At 64.6% G+C, this 21,532-nt stretch carries 21 protein-coding genes; 8 read left to right on the top strand and 13 right to left on the bottom strand.

The features are described 5' to 3' along the window. The first annotated feature begins 190 nt into the window (after positions 1 to 190). The 3 genes from ACVOLO_RS13625 (at position 191) to ACVOLO_RS13615 (ending at position 3,832) form a co-directional block, all read left to right on the top strand. Positions 191 to 955, top strand: coding sequence for an NAD kinase (locus ACVOLO_RS13625; protein ID WP_481570849.1), 765 nt, complete (start codon positions 191 to 193; stop codon positions 953 to 955). 76 nt (positions 956 to 1,031) lie between these two features. Next, on the top strand, positions 1,032 to 1,976 hold the full coding sequence (locus tag ACVOLO_RS13620) for a 5'-nucleotidase (RefSeq protein ID WP_481570848.1): 945 nt from the start codon (positions 1,032 to 1,034) through the stop codon (positions 1,974 to 1,976). 479 nt (positions 1,977 to 2,455) lie between these two features. Continuing rightward, positions 2,456 to 3,832 (top strand): NAD(P)-binding domain-containing protein, encoded by a 1,377-nt coding sequence (locus ACVOLO_RS13615; RefSeq protein WP_481570847.1) that lies wholly within the window; start codon positions 2,456 to 2,458, stop codon positions 3,830 to 3,832. A gap of 177 nt (positions 3,833 to 4,009) precedes the next feature. On the opposite strand, the gene ACVOLO_RS13610 is transcribed toward ACVOLO_RS13615, so the two are convergent. The 12 genes from ACVOLO_RS13610 to asnS all read right to left on the bottom strand — a co-directional run bounded on the left by ACVOLO_RS13610 (position 4,010) and on the right by asnS (position 14,356). Next, positions 4,010 to 4,549, bottom strand: a complete 540-nt coding sequence (locus ACVOLO_RS13610; protein WP_481570846.1) for a DUF2939 domain-containing protein — start codon at positions 4,547 to 4,549, stop codon at positions 4,010 to 4,012. 17 nt (positions 4,550 to 4,566) lie between these two features. Then, positions 4,567 to 5,211, bottom strand: coding sequence for an SRPBCC family protein (locus ACVOLO_RS13605; RefSeq protein ID WP_481570845.1), 645 nt, complete (start codon positions 5,209 to 5,211; stop codon positions 4,567 to 4,569). Between the two features lie 25 nt (positions 5,212 to 5,236). Further along, positions 5,237 to 5,923, bottom strand: a complete 687-nt coding sequence (locus tag ACVOLO_RS13600) for a DUF2461 domain-containing protein (RefSeq protein WP_481570844.1) — start codon at positions 5,921 to 5,923, stop codon at positions 5,237 to 5,239. Next, positions 5,920 to 7,362, bottom strand: a complete 1,443-nt coding sequence (sbcB, locus tag ACVOLO_RS13595) for an exodeoxyribonuclease I (protein ID WP_481570843.1) — start codon at positions 7,360 to 7,362, stop codon at positions 5,920 to 5,922. The genes ACVOLO_RS13600 and sbcB overlap by 4 nt, the downstream gene beginning before the upstream one ends. Further along, entirely contained in the window at positions 7,362 to 8,732 is a 1,371-nt protein-coding gene (locus ACVOLO_RS13590; protein WP_481570842.1) for an FAD-dependent oxidoreductase, read from the bottom strand. Before ACVOLO_RS13590 ends, sbcB begins: the two co-directional genes overlap by 1 nt. Before the next feature lie 18 nt (positions 8,733 to 8,750). After that, positions 8,751 to 10,028: a kynureninase gene (gene kynU, locus ACVOLO_RS13585; RefSeq protein WP_481570841.1), complete on the bottom strand. Its 1,278-nt coding sequence runs from the start codon at positions 10,026 to 10,028 to the stop codon at positions 8,751 to 8,753. 64 nt (positions 10,029 to 10,092) lie between these two features. Continuing rightward, on the bottom strand, positions 10,093 to 10,620 hold the full coding sequence (locus tag ACVOLO_RS13580; protein WP_481570840.1) for a 3-hydroxyanthranilate 3,4-dioxygenase: 528 nt from the start codon (positions 10,618 to 10,620) through the stop codon (positions 10,093 to 10,095). 225 nt (positions 10,621 to 10,845) lie between these two features. Continuing rightward, entirely contained in the window at positions 10,846 to 11,508 is a 663-nt protein-coding gene (gene can / locus ACVOLO_RS13575; RefSeq protein ID WP_481570839.1) for a carbonate dehydratase, read from the bottom strand. Positions 11,509 to 11,583: 75 nt separating this feature from the next. Continuing rightward, complete coding sequence (locus ACVOLO_RS13570) at positions 11,584 to 12,222, bottom strand: FMN-binding negative transcriptional regulator (protein ID WP_481570838.1); 639 nt, start codon at positions 12,220 to 12,222, stop codon at positions 11,584 to 11,586. Between the two features lie 9 nt (positions 12,223 to 12,231). Next, positions 12,232 to 12,546, bottom strand: a complete 315-nt coding sequence (locus ACVOLO_RS13565) for a hypothetical protein (RefSeq protein ID WP_481570837.1) — start codon at positions 12,544 to 12,546, stop codon at positions 12,232 to 12,234. Then, on the bottom strand, positions 12,543 to 12,848 hold the full coding sequence (locus tag ACVOLO_RS13560) for a hypothetical protein (RefSeq protein WP_481570836.1): 306 nt from the start codon (positions 12,846 to 12,848) through the stop codon (positions 12,543 to 12,545). The genes ACVOLO_RS13565 and ACVOLO_RS13560 overlap by 4 nt, the downstream gene beginning before the upstream one ends. 113 nt (positions 12,849 to 12,961) lie before the next feature. Further along, positions 12,962 to 14,356: an asparagine--tRNA ligase gene (gene asnS, locus ACVOLO_RS13555; protein ID WP_481570835.1), complete on the bottom strand. Its 1,395-nt coding sequence runs from the start codon at positions 14,354 to 14,356 to the stop codon at positions 12,962 to 12,964. Positions 14,357 to 14,507: 151 nt separating this feature from the next. Here asnS and ACVOLO_RS13550 point away from each other — a divergent pair, with 151 nt between their 5' ends. Continuing rightward, positions 14,508 to 14,846: a HesB/IscA family protein gene (locus tag ACVOLO_RS13550; RefSeq protein ID WP_481570834.1), complete on the top strand. Its 339-nt coding sequence runs from the start codon at positions 14,508 to 14,510 to the stop codon at positions 14,844 to 14,846. A gap of 236 nt (positions 14,847 to 15,082) precedes the next feature. On the opposite strand, the gene ACVOLO_RS13545 is transcribed toward ACVOLO_RS13550, so the two are convergent. Then, positions 15,083 to 16,186, bottom strand: coding sequence for an MFS transporter (locus ACVOLO_RS13545; protein WP_481570852.1), 1,104 nt, complete (start codon positions 16,184 to 16,186; stop codon positions 15,083 to 15,085). Positions 16,187 to 16,545: 359 nt separating this feature from the next. Here ACVOLO_RS13545 and rpsF point away from each other — a divergent pair, with 359 nt between their 5' ends. From rpsF to smc, 4 genes are all read left to right on the top strand, one after another. Further along, complete coding sequence (gene rpsF / locus ACVOLO_RS13540; protein WP_481570833.1) at positions 16,546 to 16,977, top strand: 30S ribosomal protein S6; 432 nt, start codon at positions 16,546 to 16,548, stop codon at positions 16,975 to 16,977. Between the two features lie 11 nt (positions 16,978 to 16,988). Continuing rightward, positions 16,989 to 17,219, top strand: a complete 231-nt coding sequence (gene rpsR / locus ACVOLO_RS13535; protein WP_002804494.1) for a 30S ribosomal protein S18 — start codon at positions 16,989 to 16,991, stop codon at positions 17,217 to 17,219. Between the two features lie 121 nt (positions 17,220 to 17,340). Continuing rightward, the gene (rplI, locus tag ACVOLO_RS13530; RefSeq protein WP_481570832.1) at positions 17,341 to 17,790 is read left to right on the top strand and encodes a 50S ribosomal protein L9; all 450 of its coding nucleotides are present in this window, start codon (positions 17,341 to 17,343) and stop codon (positions 17,788 to 17,790) included. Between the two features lie 228 nt (positions 17,791 to 18,018). Then, entirely contained in the window at positions 18,019 to 21,522 is a 3,504-nt protein-coding gene (smc, locus tag ACVOLO_RS13525) for a chromosome segregation protein SMC (protein ID WP_481570831.1), read from the top strand. Positions 21,523 to 21,532 lie beyond the last annotated feature (10 nt).

The raw sequence follows: 21,532 nt of genomic DNA, 5'->3' as shown, positions 1-21,532 counted from the left end.
CCCCCAACGCCTGTCCGGCTTGGTTTTGGGGTTTTTATGCTTGTTTGCATATATATTTTTAAAGTTGCTTGATCTCGTCCCGCTCTCCTGGGGGGGGTGTGGGGTTGGGGAGAGGGGGAAAGCAGGGGAAAGCTGTTGCTCCAGCACCAGCAGGTTATCCTCGGCATCTGAGCCGAACCCGAAGACTCCCGTGTCCCCCCGAATTGCCTTTTTAGCAAGCACCGTCGAGGCCGCACAGCAGGCCCGCGCGCTGTTGTCCGCGCGTTATGGCAACCATGATCCGGATGATGCCGATGTCATCTGCCCGCTGGGCGGGGACGGCTTCATGCTGCAGACCCTGCACCGCCATGGTGGCAAGGGCAAGCCGGTGTTCGGCATGAAGCTTGGCACCGTGGGCTTTTTGATGAACCACCACCGCGAAGATGACCTGATCGAGCGGTTGGCGCAGGCCGAGCCGGCGCACCTGCGTCCGCTGGAAATGATCGCCCTGACCGAATCGGGCACCACCACCGGCTCACTGGCCTACAACGATGTCTCGATGCTGCGGCAGACACGCCAGGCCGCGCACATCGGCATTGACCTCAATGGCCAGCAGCGGGTTGAGGAGCTGATCTGCGACGGTGTGCTGGTATCCACGCCAGCGGGCAGTACCGCCTACAACTACTCCGCGCATGGCCCGATCCTGCCGCTGGGCTCCAACACCATCGCACTGACGCCGCTCGCGCCCTACCGGCCGCGACGCTGGCGTGGCGCCATACTCCGGGCCGGCACGGAAGTCCGCTTCCGCGTGCTCGACCCGTACAAGCGCCCGGTCAGTGTCACCGCCGATTCGCACGAAACCCGCGACGTGGTGGAAGTCACCATCCGCGAATCGCGCGAGCGCCAGGTCACGCTGTTGTTCGACCCCGAACACAACCTGGAAGAACGCATGCTCAGCGAGCAGTTCATGGTTTGAAGGCCGCATGGCTGGCTGCGTGGCGGCTTCCGGGTAGACTGGGTGCCGTTCCTTGATCGCATTGGGTTCATCGCTCATGGGTGACAACACTCCCCGGCTCCTCACCGTCGCGGTGACTTCGCGCGCCTTGTTCGACCTGGAAGAAGGGCATGCGCTGTTCGAGCGTGAAGGGCTGGAGGCTTATGCGGCCTACCAGCGGGCGCACGAAGACGATGTCCTGAAGCCCGGCGTAGCCTTTCCCGTGGTGCGCAAGCTGCTGGCCCTGAATGAAGGCGGGCCGGTGGAAACGCCGCATGTGGAAGTGATCCTGCTGTCGCGCAACTCGGCTGATACAGGCCTGCGAATCTTCAATTCCATCCAGCACTACAAGCTGGATATCGTGCGCGCCACCTTCACCGCCGGCGAACCGACCTGGCCTTATGTGAAGCCGTTTGGCACGGATCTGTTCCTCTCCGCCAACCCGGATTCGGTACGGCGTGCCCTGGTGAACGGCATTGCCGCGGCCACCATCCTGCCGCAGAGCGCGCAGGACGTGGCAGCTGCTTCGGCGGCGGCCACCGACACCGGGCGCTCCAAGACCCAGCTGCGCATCGCCTTTGACGGTGACGCGGTGATTTTCGGCGACGAAAGCGAACGCATTTCGCGTGAGCAGGGCGTTGAAGCCTTTGGGCGGCACGAACGCGAGCGTGCGCACGAGGCGCTCAGTGGTGGCCCGTTCCGTAATTTCCTGTCGGCGTTGCATGCCTTGCAGGCGGCGTTTCCGGCAGGCGAAGCCGCACCGATCCGCACGGCATTGGTGACCGCGCGTTCGGCACCTGCGCATGAGCGTGTCATCCGTACCCTGCGCGAGTGGGGCGTGCGCCTGGATGAAGCGCTGTTCCTGGGAGGGCGGCACAAAGGCCCATTCCTGGAAGCCTTTGGCGCCGACATCTTCTTCGATGATTCGCAGCACAACATCGACAGTGCCCGCCAGCACGTGGCCGCTGGTCATGTGCCGCACGGTGTCGCAAACCCGGACTGAACACGCGCTTTGGCGCAGGCCTGGCAAGCACGTCGGGGCAGCGGCTTTCAGGGCTGCAAAGGCCCGTGATTGCAGGTGTGTTGCGTCCGGGCGTTGCGTGTTCAGGCTTGCGCGCAGCGTGTGTTCGCCTGTCCGGGCCGGCGCCGGGTTAGGGCCTGTTGCCGGATGCATGCTAGGATCGGGACGCTTTCGCGGGCTCAATTTCCAGCGGCAATCCTGCCATGAGCTTGATCTGCACCTCTGCGGCAGATCCCACCGCCCGCACAGCAACCACCCGGCGAATTAGGGACGGGGCCTTGCCCCGGCCGGTAGCGTTTCAGTCTGCCACTCCTTGCCAGTGCTGCCCGTGGGCGGCTGCCGGGTGTTTCGCGCGCCGCGCGGGACCGGACGCATTGTCTCTCCTGCGCTGCGCATCACGCGCCCTTGCGCAGTGCCGTGGTGTTCATTCGCCCGGCAGCTACACAGGAGAAACAACCCCAATGACCATGCGTATCGCCATTCTTGGTGCCGGCCCCAGCGGCCTGGCGCAACTTCGTGCCTTTGAATCCGCCCGTCGAGGTGGCGCAGAAGTACCGGAGATCGTCTGTTACGAAAAGCAGTCCGATCTTGGGGGAATGTGGAACTACACATGGCGAACGGGGTTGGATGCCTACGGCGAGCCCGTCCACGGCAGCATGTACCGCTACCTCTGGTCCAATGGGCCGAAGGAAGCGCTGGAATTTGCAGACTACAGTTTCGAGGAACATTTCGGCCGCCCGATCGCCTCCTACCCGCCGCGTGCGGTGTTGCGTGACTACATCATGGGCCGCATCGAAAAAAGCGGCGTGCGCGACCAGATCCGCTTCAACATGGCGGTGCAGTGGGTGGATTATTCGGAAGAGACCGGGCGCTTCACCGTCAGCGTGCGTGACCTGAAGAAGGACGAACTGGTCTCGGAAGAATTTGACCGCGTGATCGTGGCGACAGGCCATTTCTCCACGCCCAATGCCCCGTTCTTTGAAGGCCTGGAGCGCTTCCCCGGCCGTGTGCTGCATGCGCATGATTTCCGTGATGCCTGTGAGTTCACCGACAAGGACATCCTGCTGGTGGGCAGCAGCTATTCGGCCGAGGACATCGGCACGCAGTGCCACAAATACGGCGCCAGGTCGGTGACTTTCAGCTACCGCAGCGCCCCCATGGGCTACGACTGGCCGGCAGCATTTGATGAAAAACCGCTGTTGCTGCGCGTGGAAGGCAATACCGCACACTTCGCTGACGGTACGTCCAAGGACGTGGATGCCATCGTGCTATGCACCGGCTATCAGCATCACTTCCCGTTCCTGCCCGATGCGCTGACCCTGCGCACGCGCAACCGCCTGTATCCCGGCGACATCTACAAGGGCGTGTTCTGGATCGACAACCCGAAGCTGATGTACCTGGGCATGCAGGACCAGTACTACACCTTCAACATGTTCGATGCGCAGGCCTGGTACGCGCGTGACGTGATTCTGGGGCGCATCGCGTTGCCGGACGCGGCCAGCATGCGTGCCGACAGCGAAACCTGGGTGGCGCGCGAGGAGGCTACCGAGTCGGTCGATCAGGACATCGACTTCCAGACGGCATATGTGCGTGACCTGCTCAACGCCACCGATTATCCGGAGTTCAACGTTGAAGCAGTGGCGAGCCTGTTCAAACAGTGGAAGCACGACAAGCACGACGACATTCTGGGCTACCGCAACTGCAGCTACCGTTCGGTGCTGACCGGCACGATGGCGCCGCCGCATCACACGCCGTGGATGCAGGCGATGGACGATTCGCTGGAAGCATTCCTGGCGGACAGCACGATCGAAGCAGAGCCCATGCGGCGTATTGCCTGAGTCTCGCGGGCGCCGGTTCGTACCGGCGCCAATCGATCTCGCAGGCGCGCCTTCAGGCGCGAAGCGGGTGCCGTATCCGCGTGAGAAATGTCCGCAGCCCAGCATTGCTGGATCGCAGGCATTCCCTCTGCGGCAGGCTTCGCGGTATCGCGCTTGAAGGCGCTCCTGCGGTAGCGGCTACAGCGGCAGCTTGATGTCAGTCAGCTGCCAGCGCAGCCCATCCCGGCTCAACACGAACTGCACCTGGCGGCCGTCTTCCAGGGTGCTGGTAGCGGTGAAGCGCGACAGGGACTCGTAGCGGCCGCTGGTGTTGGCCAACGGACGGGCTGGCGAGGGCGGGCCCCAGGTGTCGCCGTTGGCGGTATCGCCGACAGCGCGTTTGAGCAGGCTGTCACCCTGCAGCAGTGCGGCCACGCCAATGGGGGTGACCAGGGTGTCGACGCCCGCGCCGGTGAGGTTGCCGGCCACGCCCAGTGCAACCGCGCCGAGAATGCTCGACTGCATCTCCGGGCCAGCCTTGCGCACCAGGTAGTCATTGAGCTGCGCCTTCAGGTTGACGCGCAGCGCAGGGAAGTTGACGTGCCGCGACAGCGCGCGGGTGTCGCGCTGTTCGATGGCGCTGCTGATGCCCTGGATGGCCAGGTACGGGCCGGCCAGCACATAGCCACATACCGACAAAACCACCAGCAAGATGGCGGCGGCAATCCATTTCGTCATGATCGTGCTCCTGTTGCTCAGCGGTGCGGGGGGGATTGGGCCTCGGCCCAACGGCGGAGCAGCACCAGGGTTTCGGCCCAGGCCTGGCTGCAGAAACCGTAGTACTCGCTGGCCGGATCCCAGCCCAGTTGCTGGAATTCCACCACGGTCATCGGCTCGCCTTCATGCGGCAATCCACGCCAGGCGCCGGGGCTGGCGCGGCGTGACAGATCGAAGCGGACTTCGGTGCCGGCCCAGGCCGAGGCAGGGCTTTGCGTGGGATGGTGGCTGATGACCTCCCAGCGCACGCAGTGGGCAGGCAGGGTTTCCAGTACTTTCATCACCACCACGCCATGGCCGGCGCCCGGGTTGTGGCTGATCAAGGTGTCGCCCTCACGCTCCGTTTGCTGATGCGGCACCCACCAGCGACTCAGCCCTGCGGCGCTGGCCAGTGCGTCGTAGACGGTACTCAGCGGAGCGTCGATCCAGATCTGGTGATGGATGGTGGACATGGCGGCGGCTTCCGCGTCGGTGATGCTGCCAAGGTTGCCGCAAACCGTGCGTGGCTGTGTGAAGTCTTCAACATGCCGCCGAGCTGCAGGAGCGGCCTCGGCCGCGAAACCGCCGCATTTTTCCGGTTGCGACGCATCCGGCAACTGCAGCCATACCGGCTTCGCGGCCAAGGCCGCTCCTACCTTGATGTGATCCTCAGAACTCCAGATCCAGTGCGGCGCACAGGTAGTCAACGAAGGGGCCGAGCGCCGCCAGATCCTTGGCCAGGGTCTGGCGCAGGCGCGGGCCGGTCATGGTGGCGTCGTCCAGCGAGCGCCACAGCACCCAGTTGCGGTGTTTGAGGTCATCGATGAACTCGAAATCCACCGGGAACCCGCGCGGCGGCCGCACCAGCTTTTCGCTGCTCTCGAACGCATAACGCTTGCGCGTGGCCGGTGCATGCGCGGCAGCTTTCCAACTGCCGGGGTTGTCGAAGATGAATTGCCGCAGGCGGCGTTGTACGTCCGGTTCCGGGTGCCAGATACCTGCGCCGACGAAGCTCTCGCCCGGCGCCAGATGGATGTAATACGACGGCGCGGGAACCTGCTTGCGGCGCTCGTGGAACAGCCGCGCACCTTGCCAGGTCTTGTAGGGCGTCTTGTCGCTGGAAAAACGCGAGTCGCGGTAGATGCGGAACAGCGAGCCGCCAACGGTACGCGGGTCGGCCTGGAAGTGTTCGCTGACCGCACTCAAGTCCGGCTGCAGGTCGGTGATCAGGCGCAGGAACGGCTGCCGTACATGGTCTTCGTACTGCTGTTTGTGCTCGGCAAACCAGGTCTTGTCGTTGTGCCGGGCCAGCCCGCGCAGGAACTTGAAGCTGGCATCGCTGAAATACTGGCTCATAGCGAACTCTGCAGGTCGTTGCCCCATTGATCCAGTGCATCCAGCAGGGCCAATGAAGTGGGATTGTCGTGGTGTTCTTCGCGCAGCGCGGCGATCTGCGCGGCGTAGTCCGGCAGCAGTTGTTCGCCCAGGCCGGGCGTCTGCAGCAGGCGCCCGCGGCGGTAGGTGTCCCAGCGCGCACGCGCGGTGGCGTCCAGGGTCTGCGGGTGATTGCGGGCGCGATAGCGGAACAGCAGCTCTGGCAGGCGTGGGTCGCGGAAGCGTTGTTCCAGCTCGGCCAGCGCCGCCGGTGGTGCGGTGCGCACCTTGGCCAGCAGCGCCTTGTCGCCTTCGGCCAGGAAACCGTCGTACAGCGACGCATCGACGTCGATCGGCCCTTCGGTCACGCGCTCGCGGGCGAACACCTGGCGGGCTTTTTCGGCAAGCTGCGGGCCAATCGCGCGCAGCTTGTCGGCCTTGGCTTCGACCTCGGCCGGGTTGATGCCCAGGCGTTCAAAGTCCGCCTCGCGCAGATGATTCCATGCCGCCAATGCCGGCACTTTGTTCAAGTGCACCTCTTTCAATGGAACCCGTTGCTGGCCTTCGGGCAGGTCCGCGGCGCGGGTGTAAAGGCGGCTGGCAATCTCTTCCACGGGCAGATCCATCAGGGCCTCGATATCGCCCTCCAGGTCGAACACGATCACCCGGTTGTTGATGTGCGGGTGGCGCGCCAATGGCAGCACCGGCGCTGCACACAGGCGGCTGGCGGGGTAGCGCATCGAGATATGCAGCACCGGCTGCATGGCCACCACATCCAGCAGTGAGCTCACATAGCGTTTGTCGCGCAGGCGCAGCGCGTAGTCCCACATGCGCGGCTGTGCCTGGCGGAAACGCCGGGCCATGCCGATGGTGGCGTTTACGTCGGACAGGGCTTCGTGCGCGTCGCCCTGGCGGACATCATTGGCGATGGCCAGGTGTTCGAGCTTGAACGAGGTGGCGCCGTCGTCGCGCTGCGGCCAGTGGATGCCGTCCGGCCGCAGTGCGTGCACCAGGCGCAACATGTCCAACAGGTCCCAGCGCGAGTTGCCGCCGCGCCATTCCCGTTCGTACGGATCATGGAAGTTGCGGAACAGACCGTAGCGGACGAACTCGTCGTCGAAGCGCAGCGTGTTGTAGCCCAGCGTGCAGGTCTGCGGGCGTGCCATCAGCTCCTGGATGCGCGAGAACGCCTCGGCCTCGCTGACGCCTTCGGCCAGCGCATGCTGTGGTGTGATGCCGGTGATCAACGTGGCGATGGGCGAGGGCAGCAGATCGTCGGCAGGTTTGACGTAGAAGCTCACCGGCTCGTCGATCTGCCGCAACTGTTCATCGGTGCGGATGGCGGCGAACTGCGCGATGCGGGTGCGGCGCGGGTCCTGGCCAAAGGTTTCCAGGTCGTAGAACAGGAAGCTCTCGGCCATCAGTGGGCTCCTTCCAGGACCGGCAGCTGCGCATGCACGATGCGCTCCAGTGCGGCCCAGTCGATATGCTCCAGCGACGCCTGGCCTGCGGTGGCATCGGCAAGAATGCGCTGCTGGATGCGGGTGCGCTCCAGCGCCACCGCATAGGGCGTGTGCAGGAAGGTGACCATCGTGTAGTGCGGCACGAAGCGGGTGGGCCAGCGTGCCTGCAGCGCCTGCTCCAGCTCACGTTGCAGCAGGAAGGTGGGGTCGGCGACGCGGTCGCGCATCTCCAGGTAGTTTTCCAGCGCCATCTGCTGGATCGCCAGGGCGTTGGGCTGGCGCTCGCGCTCGAACGCGGCAAACGCCTGTGCGGTATCGGCGTGCTCGGCCAGCGCGCGGGCCAGCACCACGCAATCCTCGAAAGCGCAGTTCATGCCCTGGCCGTGGAACGGCACCATGGCGTGCGCGGCATCGCCAACCAGCACTGCTTTGCCGCCCTGTTGCCAGCGCTCCAGGTACAAGGTGCCGAGCAGGCCCGGCGGATGCTGTTCCCAATCGTTGCGCAGGTTGGGGATCAGCGGCAGCGCGTCGGGGAACTCACGCTGGAACAGCGCCTCGGCTTCGGCGCCGGTACGCACATTGGCAAAGCTGGGCTCGCCCTGGTTGGGCAGGAACAAGGTCACGGTGAAGGTGCCTTCGTCATTGGGCAATGCGATGCACATGTAGTTGCCACGCGGCCAGATATGCAGCGCGTTGCCTTCGATCAGGAAGTTGCCCTCGGCGCCGGGGGGGATTTCCAGCTCCTTGTACGAATGGTCCAGGAACTCGATGCGCTCGCCCAGCGGCGCCTTGCGGTTCATCGCCGCACGCAGCGCCGAGCCGGCGCCATCAGCACCGATCAGCGGCGTGTCGAAGTGGATGTCGTGCGCCTGGTCGTCGCGGTCGTCGATAAAGCGCGCGTAACCCGCGTCGAAATCCACCGTATGCAGGCGCCGGTGGAAGTGGAAGCGGGCACCGGCTTCTTCGGCAAGCTGCAGCAAGGTGGTGTTGAGATCCTTGCGGTGCACGGACCAGATCACTTCGCTGTCATCGCGACCATAGCGCTGCAGCTCCGGCTCCCCGCCACGCGGGTGCACCATGCGCCCGCGCATCATCACCGTGCGGGCCATGACGGCCTCTTCCACGCCGGCCTGGCGCAGCGCATTGCGGCCGCGTTCGGCCAGGGCCAGGTTGATGGAGCGGCCGGACTCGTAATCTGCGATGCGTGGATCACCGCGTCGCTCATAAAGCGTGATCTGCCAGCCCTGGCGCGAGAGCAGGATGGCCAACAGTGAGCCGGCCAGGCCGGCGCCGATGATGGTGAGGCTGCGTGGGGGGGAAGTGGTCAACTCAAGGATTCCGTTGGATCAGCTGCGGTTGGCCCAGTTCTCCACTTCTTCGGCGAAGCGGTGGATGTCCTGGTAGCGGTTGTACATGGGCGTCGGCGAGATGCGGATCACGTCGGGTTCGCGCCAGTCGCCCAGCACGCCGGCTGCCTGCAGGTACTCGAACAGCGAGCGCCCCTGCGGCCTGCCGCCGTTGACGCGCAGTGACAACTGGCAGCCACGGCGTTCGGGTTCGGTGGGGGTGATGATCTGCAGTACATGCGACAGGCGCGTGCGCACCATCGTTTCCAGGTACCCGGTCAGTTGCAGCGACTTGGCGCGCAGCGCCTCACCGCCGGCTTCATCGAACAGGGCAAGCGAGGCGCGCAGCGGCGCCAGCCCCAGCACCGGCGGGTTGCTCAGCTGCCAACCTTCGGCGCCGAGTTCGGGTACGAATTCCGGCGCCATCTGGAAGCGGGTGGCCTGCTCGTGGCCCCACCAACCGGCGAAGCGGGGCAGGGTGGTATCGCGTGCATGGCGCTCGTGCACGAAACAACCTGCCACCGCGCCGGGGCCGGCATTGAGGTACTTGTAGTGGCACCACACCGCGAAGTCCGGTGCGACGTCGTGCAGTGCAAGGGGCACGTTGCCGACCGAATGGGCCAGGTCAAAGCCGATATTGGCACCCTGCGCGCGGGCCAGGCGGGTGATCGCATCCAGGTCGAACACCTGGCCGGTGCGGTATTGCACGCCCGGCCACAGCACCAGCGCGACACGCTGCCCGTGCGCGTTCAGGGCACGCTCGATGGCGGCCATCGAGATGGTGCCGTTGGGTTCGTCGGGCTGTACCTCGATCAGATCGGTTTCAGGGTTGAAACCGTGGAAGCGGACTTGTGCCTCCACCGCATGACGGTCGGTGGGGAATGCGCCAGCTTCCATCAGGATGGCCGGGCGCTGCGCCGTGGGCCGGTAGAAGCTGACCATCATCAGGTGCAGGTTCACGCTCAGGGTGTTCATCGCCACCACTTCGTGCGGCAGCGCACCTACCACACGGGCCAGTGAATCAGTGACCAGGCGGTGGTAGCTCATCCAGTGCGTGGGGCCGGTGAAGTGGCCCTCGACGGCGATGCTTGCCCACAGGTCCAGTACTTCCTGCACCATTGCCTGCGCGCCCCTGGGCTGCAGGCCCAGCGAGTTGCCGACGAAGTAGACCTGGTCGCTTCCCTGGTGCTGCGGAATCAGGAACTGGTCACGCAGATGCCGCAGTGGATCAGCGGCATCGAGCGCAGCAGCATGGGCAGTGGAAAGTAGCTCGTTCATCGGGACAGGACACGTGACGGATGTAGCCGCAGTGTACCTGTCCGTATGACGCCGGCGCTTGTGCTCAGGCGTCGCTGGCGGCCGGACGCGGCAGCGGGTGCACACTGCCGCATTGCGTGCAGGTGCGGTGCTCCAGCGAGGAGTGGAAGCGGTCGAAGACCTTGGGCAGATCGGTCTCGATGTTCTTCAGTGGGAAGAACTCTTCGTAGAGCTTGTGGTTGCACTGCTGGCAAAACCACATGAAGCCATCCAGTTCGTGCTCCAGGCGCTTGCGCTCCACCACCAGCCCGACCGAGCCAGGCATGCGCTGCGGCGAGTGGGGTACGCGCGGTGGCAGCAGGAAGATCTCACCGGCGCGGATGGGGATGTCGCGTACCGCGCCGTCTTCCTGTACCCGCAGCACCATTTCGCCTTCCAGCTGGTAGAACCACTCCGGGCCTTCATCCCAGTGGAAATCGCTGCGGTTGTTGGGGCCGCCGACGACCATCACGATGAAGTCGCCGTTCTCGATCATCTTGTTGCCGACCGGCGGCTTGAGAAGATGGCGGTGCTCTTCGATCCAGTTTTGGAGATTGAGGGGCATTGCGAGCATGCGGGACGCCTTCGAAGTTGATCTTGACGCTGATTTGCGAAGTTGATCTTGAGACTGATCTTGATCTTGATCCAGCCCTTCTACCGCAAGCGGGAGAAGGTGCCCCAAAGGGGCGGATGAGGGGGCTTTAAAGAACGCCCAAAGGCAGCCCTCACCCCACCCCCTCTGAGGGGCTCAACCGCAAAAGCAGGGCTCGAGCATAGGCCGAAAACAGGCACCCAAAACTCAGTCGCGCCTACCCTTGCGCGGCACGTACGACAGCGCTTTCTCATACGCCGGCAGCAGGTCGTCGGGGCTGCCGACGTCGATGCCCATTTCCCGCACCCGGCCATCGCGCAGGCTGTATACCCAGCCGTGCACCATCAATTTCTGCCCGCGCGCCCAGGCATCCTGCACGATGGTCGAGCGGCAGGCGTTGACCACCTGTTCGATCACGTTCAGTTCGCACAGGCGCGCGTGCTTGAGTTCGGGTTCTTCAATGGCTTCCAGGATGGCCGCATGCTTCTGTGCGACATCGCCGACGTGGCGCAGCCAGTTGTCGGCCAGGCCAACACGGGTGTTGTTGAGGCTGGCGTGCACGCCGCCGCAGCCGTAGTGGCCGACGATCAGGATGTGCTTGACCTTCAACTGGTCCACCGCGTACTGCACCACGCTCAGGCAGTTCAGGTCGGTGTGCACCACCACATTGGCCACGTTGCGGTGCACGAACACCTCGCCCGGGGCCATGCCGATGATCTGGTTGGCCGGCACGCGCGAGTCGGAGCAGCCGATCCACAGATATTCGGGGTGCTGCTGTTGGGCCAGTTGATGGAAGAACTCAGGGTCTTCGCGCTCGATCCGGTCGGCCCAGTCGCGGTTGTTCTGCAGCAGCTTGTGGATGTCTTGCATGGTGGATGTCCCTGACGTCAGGTGGGTGCAAGGCGCGGCCGGGGTGGTCACGTCGTCGCGGGAAAGGGGGAGGCTTCAGTTGCCGGTGGCAACCTCGTCGCGGCGCCAGCGCATCCAGTGCGCCAGCTCCTGCGAAGCAGGTGAAGCCTGTTGTTCCAGCTTGTCGATGACCGACAGCTGGTTGGCCTCGGGGTGGTTCTGGCTGAACTTCAAGGTGATCTGCACCTGCTCGATGGTGAAGCAGAACCCCACGATGCCGCGCAGCTGGCGGCGGTGATCGTCGCGCTCCGGCTCAAAACGCCAGTTCTGCTCAACGCTGGCCTCGAAGTGGTCACTTGTCGCACTGACCAGCTCGGCCAGCGCGTCGGTGTCGTCGAATGGCTGCAGTTGGCCGCGCAGTTCCGCATTGGCGTAGTTCCAGGTCGGTACGCGTGCAGCGGTTTCCTTGTCCGGATACCAACTGGCCGAAACATAGCCGTGCGGGCCGTCGACCAACACCTTTGCCGCGCCGTGGCGCCGTGCCTGCGGATTGGCCCGTGCCCAGTGCCCGATCAGTTCGATGTGCTCCCCTTGCCGGCGGTACAGCACCGGCAGGCGGGTGATCTCGGGCAGGCCATCGTCGCCGGTGGTCAGTACGGTGACAAACGGATCACGTGCCAGCAGGCGATCCAGCCAGTGCAGGTCGTTTTCACTGAAAGCACGTGGGCTGAACAACGGCGTGGCTCAGGCCCGGCCGCCAAGCAGCTGCACCATGCGGCCGTGCAGGGCATCGTCATCGTCGCCTGCAGGTGGCTGCACTTCGTGCAGCGAAAAACCGCGGGCCAGTGCGTCTTCTTCGTCCATGCCGTCGAACGCCACAAACTCGGCGTCGAACAGCTGCGCGCGCGCGGTGTCTTCGCTGTCATAGCTGAGCGTGTTGCCGTCGCTGTCCAGCACTTCGGCGGTGCCGGCCGGGCGCACACGCAGGCGGGCCCAGATCAGGGTGTTGCCGAGTTGCGCCAGCCACCACTGGTCGTTGGGGGTGTCGAAGTCGTTCATTTCAGTACCAGAGAGTAAAGCCAGAGCGCCAAGGCCATTCCAAGCCCCAGCCAGATCACCAGCAGGGAGATACGGGCGGGCGTTGCCAGGCCGCTGAGCGAGCGGTCATTCAACGTGCGGTAGCGGCCGAACACCAACCAGCGCAGCGCCGGGCCATCCAGGAAGGCAAAGGCCCCGAACGCGGCGGCCGTGGCCGGATGCCGGTCGCGGATGTGTACCAGCGTCAGCGGCCAGAAAATCAGGAACGCGCTCAGCCCCGCGATGGCGATACCGACGAAGCACAACGCGAAGAACAGCGTCATAGCGGCAGACGCGAATGGAGGAGGCTGAAAAGCGGAAAACAGCCAACACTGCGCATCGCCGCCGGGTCTGTCGTTCTCTCGCTTCTCATGGGTGACTCCTCAATGGTTGTGCCTTAGAACTCCGCCGAGCCCGGTGCGCGCGGGTAGGGGATGGCATCGCGGATGTTGGACAGGCCGCACACGTATACCACCAGGCGCTCGAAGCCCAGGCCAAAGCCGGCGTGCGGCACCGAGCCGTAGCGACGGAAATCGCGGTACCACTGGTAGTGCTCGCGATCCAGGCCGAACTGCGCCATGCGTGCGTCCAGCACATCCAGACGCTCCTCGCGCTGGCTGCCGCCAATGATCTCGCCGATGCCCGGGGCCAGCACGTCCATCGCCGCAACGGTCTTGCCGTCGTCGTTCAGGCGCATGTAGAAGGCCTTGATGTGCTCGGGGTAGTTGGTGACCACCACCGGGCGGCCGACGTGTTCTTCGGTCAGCCAGCGCTCGTGTTCGGTCTGCAGGTCCAGGCCCCATTCGACCGGGTAGTCGAACTTCTTGCCGGATTTCTGCAGCAGGGTGATCGCATCGGAATACTCGATGCGCTCGAACGGTGCGTTGACGAACGCTTCCAGGCGGGTGATGGCGTCCTTCTGTACGCGCTCGGCGATGAAGGCCATATCGTCGCCGCGCTCATCGAGCACCGCACGGAACAGGTACTTGAGGAACTCCTCGGCCACGCGTGCGTCTTCGGCCAGGTCGGCGAAGGCGATTTCCGGCTCCACCATCCAGAACTCGGCCAGGTGGCGGGTGGTGTGGCTGTTCTCGGCACGGAAGGTCGGGCCGAAGGTGTAGACCTTGCTCAGTGCCAGGCAGTAGGCCTCGACGTTGAGCTGGCCGGACACGGTCAGGAAGGTTTCCTTGCCGAAGAAGTCACGGCTGAAGTCGATCTCGCCACTGCCGGTGCGCGGCAGGTTGGCCATGTCCAGCGTGGAGACGCGGAACATCTGGCCGGCACCTTCGGCGTCGGAGGTGGTGACGATGGGCGTGCTGATCCAGTAGAAGCCGTTCTCGTGGAAGTAACGGTGCACGGCCTTGGACAGGCAGTCGCGGATGCGGGTGACCGCGCCGAACAGGTTGGTGCGCGGGCGCAGGTGCGCCACTTCGCGCAGGAACTCCGGCGACATCGGCTTGGGCTGGATCGGGTAGGTCAGCGGGTCTTCGACCCAGCCGACGATTTCAAGGCTGCGGCCCTGGATTTCGAAGCTCTGGCCCTTGCCCTGCGACTTGACCAGCGTGCCGGTGGCGATGACCGAGCAGCCTGGGGTCAGGCGCTTGATGTCCTCGAAATTGCCCAGCGCCTCGGTAGCTACGACCTGGATCGGGGCGAAGCCCGAACCGTCGCTGACGTTGACGAAGGCCAGCCCCGCCGAGCCGCGCACCGTGCGCACCCATCCGCGAACCGTGACTTCTCCGCCTTCCGGGAACTTCCCGGCAAGGGCGTGTGCAACGCTGACCACCGTCATGACTTGAATCCTCTGTTGATCGACTCGATCTGTGAATGCGGGATTTTAGCGGCTGTAAGCCCGGGCAGGCGAGGCATTTATCAGCGCTTGCGCAAACACGTGGCCGCCCCCACCTATAATTGGCCCGTAATTCTGCCGGAGTCCGTTCATCATGGCTGTTCATCTGACCCCTGTCGCCCATGCCCGTGTGCAGCGTTTTGTTGCTTCCACGCCGGGCGCACTGGGCCTGCGCTTTGGTGTCACCCGCACGGGTTGTTCCGGCTGGGGGCATATCACCGACCTGGCCAAGGACCTGCGCGAAGGCGATGCGGTGTTCGAGCAGGACGGCGTGCGGATCTACGTGGATGCCGACAGCCTGCCGCTGGTGGACGGCACCGAGATCGATTTCGGCAAGCAGGGCCTGAGCGAGACGTTCACCTTCAAGAATCCCAACGCCGCGGCCGAATGCGGCTGTGGTGAGAGCTTCACCACCGAAGATATGCACCGCTGAGCAGGGCGGCTACATGGCTTTTGCAAGAGCGGCGTAAGCCGCGAAGCACGCCAGGTGTCGAGGCCAGCAAGGTCCGGCGCACAGGATGCTTTCCCCTGTAGAGCCGAGCCATGCTCGGCTGGAGCAATTCCGGCGGATTCCTGGAGTGTGCATGAGGCCTCTGCCGAGCATGGCTCGGCACTACAGATGCTGGTCTTGCCGGGAAAGCCCCTGCCGAGCATGGCTCGGCACGACGGTCAGTCGGCGGCCAATTGCGCGGGCGCATGCTGGCGGCGCTGCAACATCACTGCAATACCCCACAGCAACAGGCCCGCTGCTGCCGTCGCGGCACCCACATAGCCCGTGCTGGCATGGCCGAAGCCGGCGTTGATCGCCATGCCGCCCAGCCACGGGCCCAGCGCATTGGCGGTGTTGAACGCGGCGTGGTTGGAGGCGGCAGCCAGGGTCTGGGCCTCGCCGGCCGCATCCATCAAGCGAGTCTGCAGGGCCACGGCCAGCGCGCCCATCGTGCCTACGGCGATGATCGCCGGCACCATTGCCCAGGCCGAATGGGCAGCCAGCGGGAACAGCAGCAGAACCAGGACCGACCACGCCAGCAGCAGGCCGGCGGCACGGAACTGCAGGCGATCGACCAGCTTGCCGCCCGCGATGTTGCCGATGATCGCGCCGACCCCGAACAGGCCCACGGCCACCGGCATCCAGCGCTCATTGATGCCGGTGACGTTGACCAGGGTGGGTGCCAGGTAGGTGAACACACAGAACATGCCGGCAAAGCCAATCGCGCCGATGGCCAGCGCCAGCCACACCTGGGGCGTGTTGAAGGCGCGCAGTTCGCGCATGGGCGAGGTACGCACTTCGTTCGGGTCCGGGCGAAGGTGGCGGGCCACCATCACCACGGTGGCCAGGGCGAGCAGGCTGACCAGGGCAAATGCCGTGCGCCAGGTGAATTGCTGGCCCATCCAGGTGGTCAGCGGATTGCCGACCAGGATGGCAATTGAAAGGCCGAGCAGCACCTTGGAGACCGCAGCGCCGCGTTGCTCGGGCGGGCTGATCGAGGCGGCCACCAGCATTGCAACGCCGAAATAGGCGCCATGCGGCAGGCCGGCGACGAAGCGGGCCAATAGCATCGTGTGGTAGTTCGGTGCCAGTGCGCTGGCCAGGTTGCCGGCGGCATAGAAGCCCATCAGGCACAGCAGCAAGGTGCGCCGGCGCAGGCTGGCGCCGGCAAAGGCCAGTACCGGCGCGCCAACCACGACACCGATGGCATAGGCGCTGATCAGGTGGCCGACCTGGGCTTCACTGATTCCCAGCCCCCGGCTGATCTCCAGCATCAGGCCCATGCTGGCAAATTCGCTGGTGCCAATGGCAAAGCCGCCGAGTGACAGCGCCAACAGAATGAGGGTGCGCTGGCCGGAACTCAGGCTGGCGGCCAGGGAGAGGGGGTTGTTCACGTCGGAACCTGGAGCGGCGTGGAAACGGTTACGGATTGTACTGCTGCGTCGCAACATGAGGATGCCCGGGAGGGTTCCTGTCATCGGACACTGTGTTCAGCCTGCCCTGGTGGGTGACTTGCCTGCAGCCCCTGCGCATTGGATAATGCGCGGCTTCCTTCGCCTCCGGCGTTGGATTCCTTGCTCCACCGCACTCACGGCGGGGGGCTGTCCGGCCCGCAGGGGCCACATCCGAAAGGTATGAAAACATGAGTCGTCATTACGAAGTCGTGTTCCTGGTCCACCCGGACCAGAGCGAACAGGTTCCCGCCATGATCGAGCGCTACAAGGCGCTGGTCGAAGCCGGCAACGGCACCATTCACCGTCTGGAAGACTGGGGCCGCCGTCAGCTGGCTTACCCGATCCAGAACCTGGTCAAGGCCCACTATGTTCTGATGAACATCGAAGCCGACCAGTCGGTTCTGAACGAGCTGACCGAAAGCTTCCGCTTCAACGACGCCGTGCTGCGCAACCTGGTCATGAAGCGTGACGAGGCTGACACCGAGCAGTCGCTGATCATGAAGAGCAAGGACGAGAAGGGTGACAAGCCCGAGCGTGGCGAGCGTCGTCGTCGTGACGACGAAGAAGGTGCCACTTCCAACAATGACGAAGCCGGCGACGACGCCGCTTCTGCTGAATAAGGAGCACTTTCATGTCCAAGTTCTTCCGTCGCCGCAAGTTCTGCAAGTTCACCGCTGAAGGCGTGAAAGAGATCGATTACAAGGATCTCAACACCCTGCGCCAGTACCTGACCGAGAACGGCAAGATCGTTCCGAGCCGCGTCACCGGCACCAAGTCCAAGTACCAGCGCCAGCTGGCAACGGCCGTCAAGCGTGCCCGTTTCCTGGCCCTGATCCCGTACACGGACAACCACGACGTCTAAGTCGCGGTCGCCTTGAAAGCCCGGTTCGCCGGGCTTTCAGCGCAAACCAATCCCGTCCTATTCGGACAGCAAGCGTTGCGGTGCCCATGGGTACTGCTAACGAATAACGGAGCAATACCAAATGAAGCTGATTCTTCTGCAGAAAGTGACCAACCTCGGCGGCCTGGGCGACCTGGTTGATGTGAAGCCGGGCTACGGCCGCAACTTCCTCGTGCCGCAGGGCAAGGCCGTTCCGGCCACCGAGAGCAACATCGCCGAGTTCGAAGCCAAGCGCGCTGAGTACGAAGCCAAGGCCAAGGCCCTGCACGACGGCGCCGAAGGCCGCGCTGCCAAGTTCGAAGGCGCCAGCGTCACCATCGGTGCGCACGCTTCGGCCGAAGGCAAGCTGTACGGCTCGGTTGGCCCGCGTGATATCGCTGAAGCCTTCACCGCTGCCGGCCTGGAGCTGAACAAGAGCGAAGTGATCCTGGGCGAAGGTGCTTTCCGCAACGTGGGCGAGTACGACGTCATCGTCAAGCTGCACGCCGACGTGGAAGCCACCGTCAAGGTCATCGTCGAAGCAGACGCCTGATCCTGCCGTAGTGATGCAATGAACCGGGCGCCGCGAGGCGCCCGTTTCTTTTGGGCTGCCGGCCATGCAGCCGGGGGCGGCGGGTGTCGTTATACTCGTTCCCCAGTGCCGTGCTTCAGGCGTTGAATCTTTACGGATATCAATGGCTTGGGGGCGGGAAAGGAACTTCCGGAATTTCCCCCGGGGTGCCGGCAGGCCAGTGCCGGGCTCCGCCAACAGCCCGAGTCCATGCGTCTATCCACGATCAAGCTTTCCGGTTTCAAGTCCTTCGTCGATCCCACGACGCTGCACCTGCCGACCAACATGACCGGCGTGGTCGGCCCGAACGGTTGTGGCAAGTCCAACATCATCGATGCCGTGCGCTGGGTGATGGGCGAAAGCTCGGCCAGCCGCCTGCGTGGTGACTCGCTGACGGATGTGATCTTCTCCGGCTCGGCCGGGCGCAAGCCGGTGTCGCAGGCCACGGTCGAGCTGATCTTCGACAACACCGACCATGCGATTTCCGGCGAATACGCCGCGTTCAATGAAATCTCGGTCAAGCGCACGGTCAGTCGTGACGGCAGCAGCAACTATTACCTGAACGGCACCAAGTGCCGCCGCCGCGACATCACCGATCTGTTCCTGGGCACCGGGCTTGGCCCGCGCAGCTACTCGATCATCGAGCAGGGCATGATCAGCCAGATCATCGAGGCGCGCCCGGAAGACCTGCGCGTGTACCTGGAAGAAGCCGCCGGCATCTCCAAGTACAAGGAGCGCCGCAAGGAAACCGAAACCCGCATCCGCCACACCCGCGAGAACCTGGACCGGCTCAACGACCTGCGCGAGGAAATCGGCAAGCAGCTGGAACACCTCAAGCGCCAGGCGCGGCAGGCCGAGCAGTACCAGGCCTTGCAGGAAGAGCGCCGGGTCAAGGATGCGGAGTGGAAGGCGCTGGAGTATCGCGGCCTGGACGGGCGCCTGAGCGGCCTGCGCGAAGCGCTTTCACGCGAAGAAACCAAGTTGCAGCAGTTCATCGCCGAACAGCGCGAAGCCGAAAGCCGCATTGAAGCCGGCCGCGTGCGCCGCGAGGAAGCGGCCGAAGCATTGAACCGCGCGCAGGCGGATGTCTACCAGGTCGGCAGTACGCTGGCGCGGCTGGAACAGCAGATCCATCACCAGCGGGAGCTGGCGCAGCGCCTGCACAAGGCGCGTGACGAAACCCGCCAGGCCCTGTCCGAGCTCGGCCAGCACATCAGCGGCGACGAAGCCAAACTGATCGTGCTGCGTGAAGCGGTGGAGGGCGCCGAGCCGCAGCTGGAACAGCTGCAGGAAGAAAACGAACTGCGCCAGGACGCGCTGCGCGAAGCCGAAGCCAAGCTCGGCGATTGGCAGCACCGCTGGGAAGCGCACAACCGCAACGCCTCCGAAGCCACGCGCTCGGGCGAAGTGGAACGCACCCGCGTGGACTACCTGGACAAGCAGGTGCTTGAGGCTGACCGCCGTCGTGAAGCACTGGCCGCCGAGCGTGCCGGGCTGGACATGGATGCGCTGGCCGAGGCGTTCGAGCAACTGCAGTTGCAGCATGAAACGCAGAAGACCACGGTCGATACGCTTACCGAGCAGGTCGAGGCGCGCAAGGAATCGGCAGCGGCCCTGCAGGAGCAGCAGCGCACGCATCAGTCGGAACTTGCGGAGGTGCGCAAGCAGGCGCAATCGGCGCGCGGGCGGCTGTCTTCGCTGGAGGCGCTGCAACAGGCCGCATTGGGCCAGGAGCAGGGCGCAGCGGTGGCGTGGCTGAAAGCGCGCGGGCTGGATTCGGCCGCACGCGTGGGCGAGCGCATCAGTGTGGATGCCGGTTGGGAAAACGCCGTCGAGGGCGCGCTGGGCCAGTTGATCGAGGGTGTGTTGGTTGATGCGCCGGAAGCGCTGGTGGAGGCGCTGGGAGAGTTGGGCGAAGGCCGTATCGCGCTGGTTTCCGGTGCCGAAGGCAACGCCGATTTCGCCGCGACGTCATTGGCTGCCAAGGTGCAGGGGCCGTTGGCCATCCGTCGCCTGTTGATGCATCTGCACGCGGCCGACGATCTGGCCCAGGCGCGGGCATTGCAGGCCAGCCTGCCGGCAGGCGATGCGGTCATCACCCGTGACGGCGAGCGGTTGGGCGATGGTTGGCTGCAGGTGTCGCATTCCGGCGCTGCCAAGCAGGGCGCATTGTTGCGTGAGCGCGAGATCGTCACCCTGCGCGAGCAGATCGAAAGCCTGCAGCAACGCGAGAGTGAACTGGAACAGCAGCTGGCCAGCCTGCGCGAGCAACTGCTGGCAGCCGAGCAGCAGCGCGAAGAGGCGCAGCGGACGCTGTATCAGGCGCATCGCGCCAGCTCGGAACTGGCGGGGCAATTGCAGAGCCAGCAGGGCCGCCTGGAATCGGCGCGTACACGGCTGGAACGCATCGACGGCGAGCTGGCACAGCTGCAGGAAACCCTTGAAGTCAGCCGCGAGCAGGCCAGCGAGGCGCGCGTGCGCCTGGACGACGCGGTCTCCAGCATGGGGGATCTTGAGACATCGCGGCAGGCGCTGGAGGGCGAGCGTCGGCAGTTGACCGATGCGCGTGACCAGGCGCGTGACGCCGCGCGCAACGTGCGCGACAACATGCACGCGCTGGCATTGACGCTGGAATCGCAGCGGACCCAGATCACCTCGCTCAGCCACGCGCTGGAACGCATGAGCAGCCAGCGTGGGCAGCTGGATTCGCGGCTTGGCGAACTGCATTCGCAGCTGGACGAAGGCGACACGCCGGTGCAGACGCTGGAAGCCGATCATCAGAATGCACTGGGCGAGCGCGTGCGCGTGGAGCGTGTGCTGGGCGAAGCGCGTGCACAGCTGGAGGGCATTGACGCGGAGTTGCGCAGTGCCGAGCAGACCCGCCATCAGCGTGACGAGCAGGCGTTGGCACAGCGCGAGCGCATCTCCCAGCGCAAGCTGGACCAGCAGGCGCTGGTGCTCAGTGCCGAGCAGTTGTCCGGTGCGGTGGAAAAGGCCGGCTTCGTGCTGCAGGACGTGATCAATACCCTGGCCGAAGACGCACGTCTGTCGGACTGGGAGCAGACAGTGCATCAGATCGATGCGCGCATGCGCCGGCTGGAGCCGGTCAACCTGGCCGCCATTCAGGAGTACGGTGAGGCATCGCAGCGTTCGGAGTATCTGGATGCGCAGAACACCGACCTGACGACCGCACTGGAAACGCTGGAAGACGCCATCCGCAAGATCGACCGTGAAACCCGCGGTCGCTTCAAGGACACCTTTGACCGGGTGAATGCCGGCGTGCAGGCACTGTACCCACGGTTGTTCGGTGGCGGTCACGCCTATCTCGAACTGACCGGCGAGGACCTGCTCGATACCGGCGTGACCATCATGGCGCGGCCGCCGGGCAAGCGCGTGTCCAGCATCTCGCTGCTGTCCGGTGGCGAAAAGGCAATGACCGCCGTAGCGCTGGTGTTTGCCATCTTCCAGCTCAACCCGGCCCCGTTCTGTCTGTTGGATGAGGTGGACGCGCCGCTGGATGAGGCCAACGTCGGCCGCCTGGCCAACATGGTCAAGGAAATGAGCGAGAAGGTGCAGTTCCTGTTCGTGAGCCACAACAAGGCCACGATGGAGGCGGCGCATCAGTTGTCGGGTGTAACCATGCGCGAACCCGGTGTCAGCCGCTTGGTCAGTGTGGACCTGGAAGAGGCTGCACGATTGGCGGGCGCGGCATGACGTGCCATCC

Source organism: Stenotrophomonas sp. STEN056 (assembly GCF_056759635.1).
Note: the sequence above shows the minus strand (reverse complement) of the source record. Positions and strands in the feature narration are given on the sequence as shown.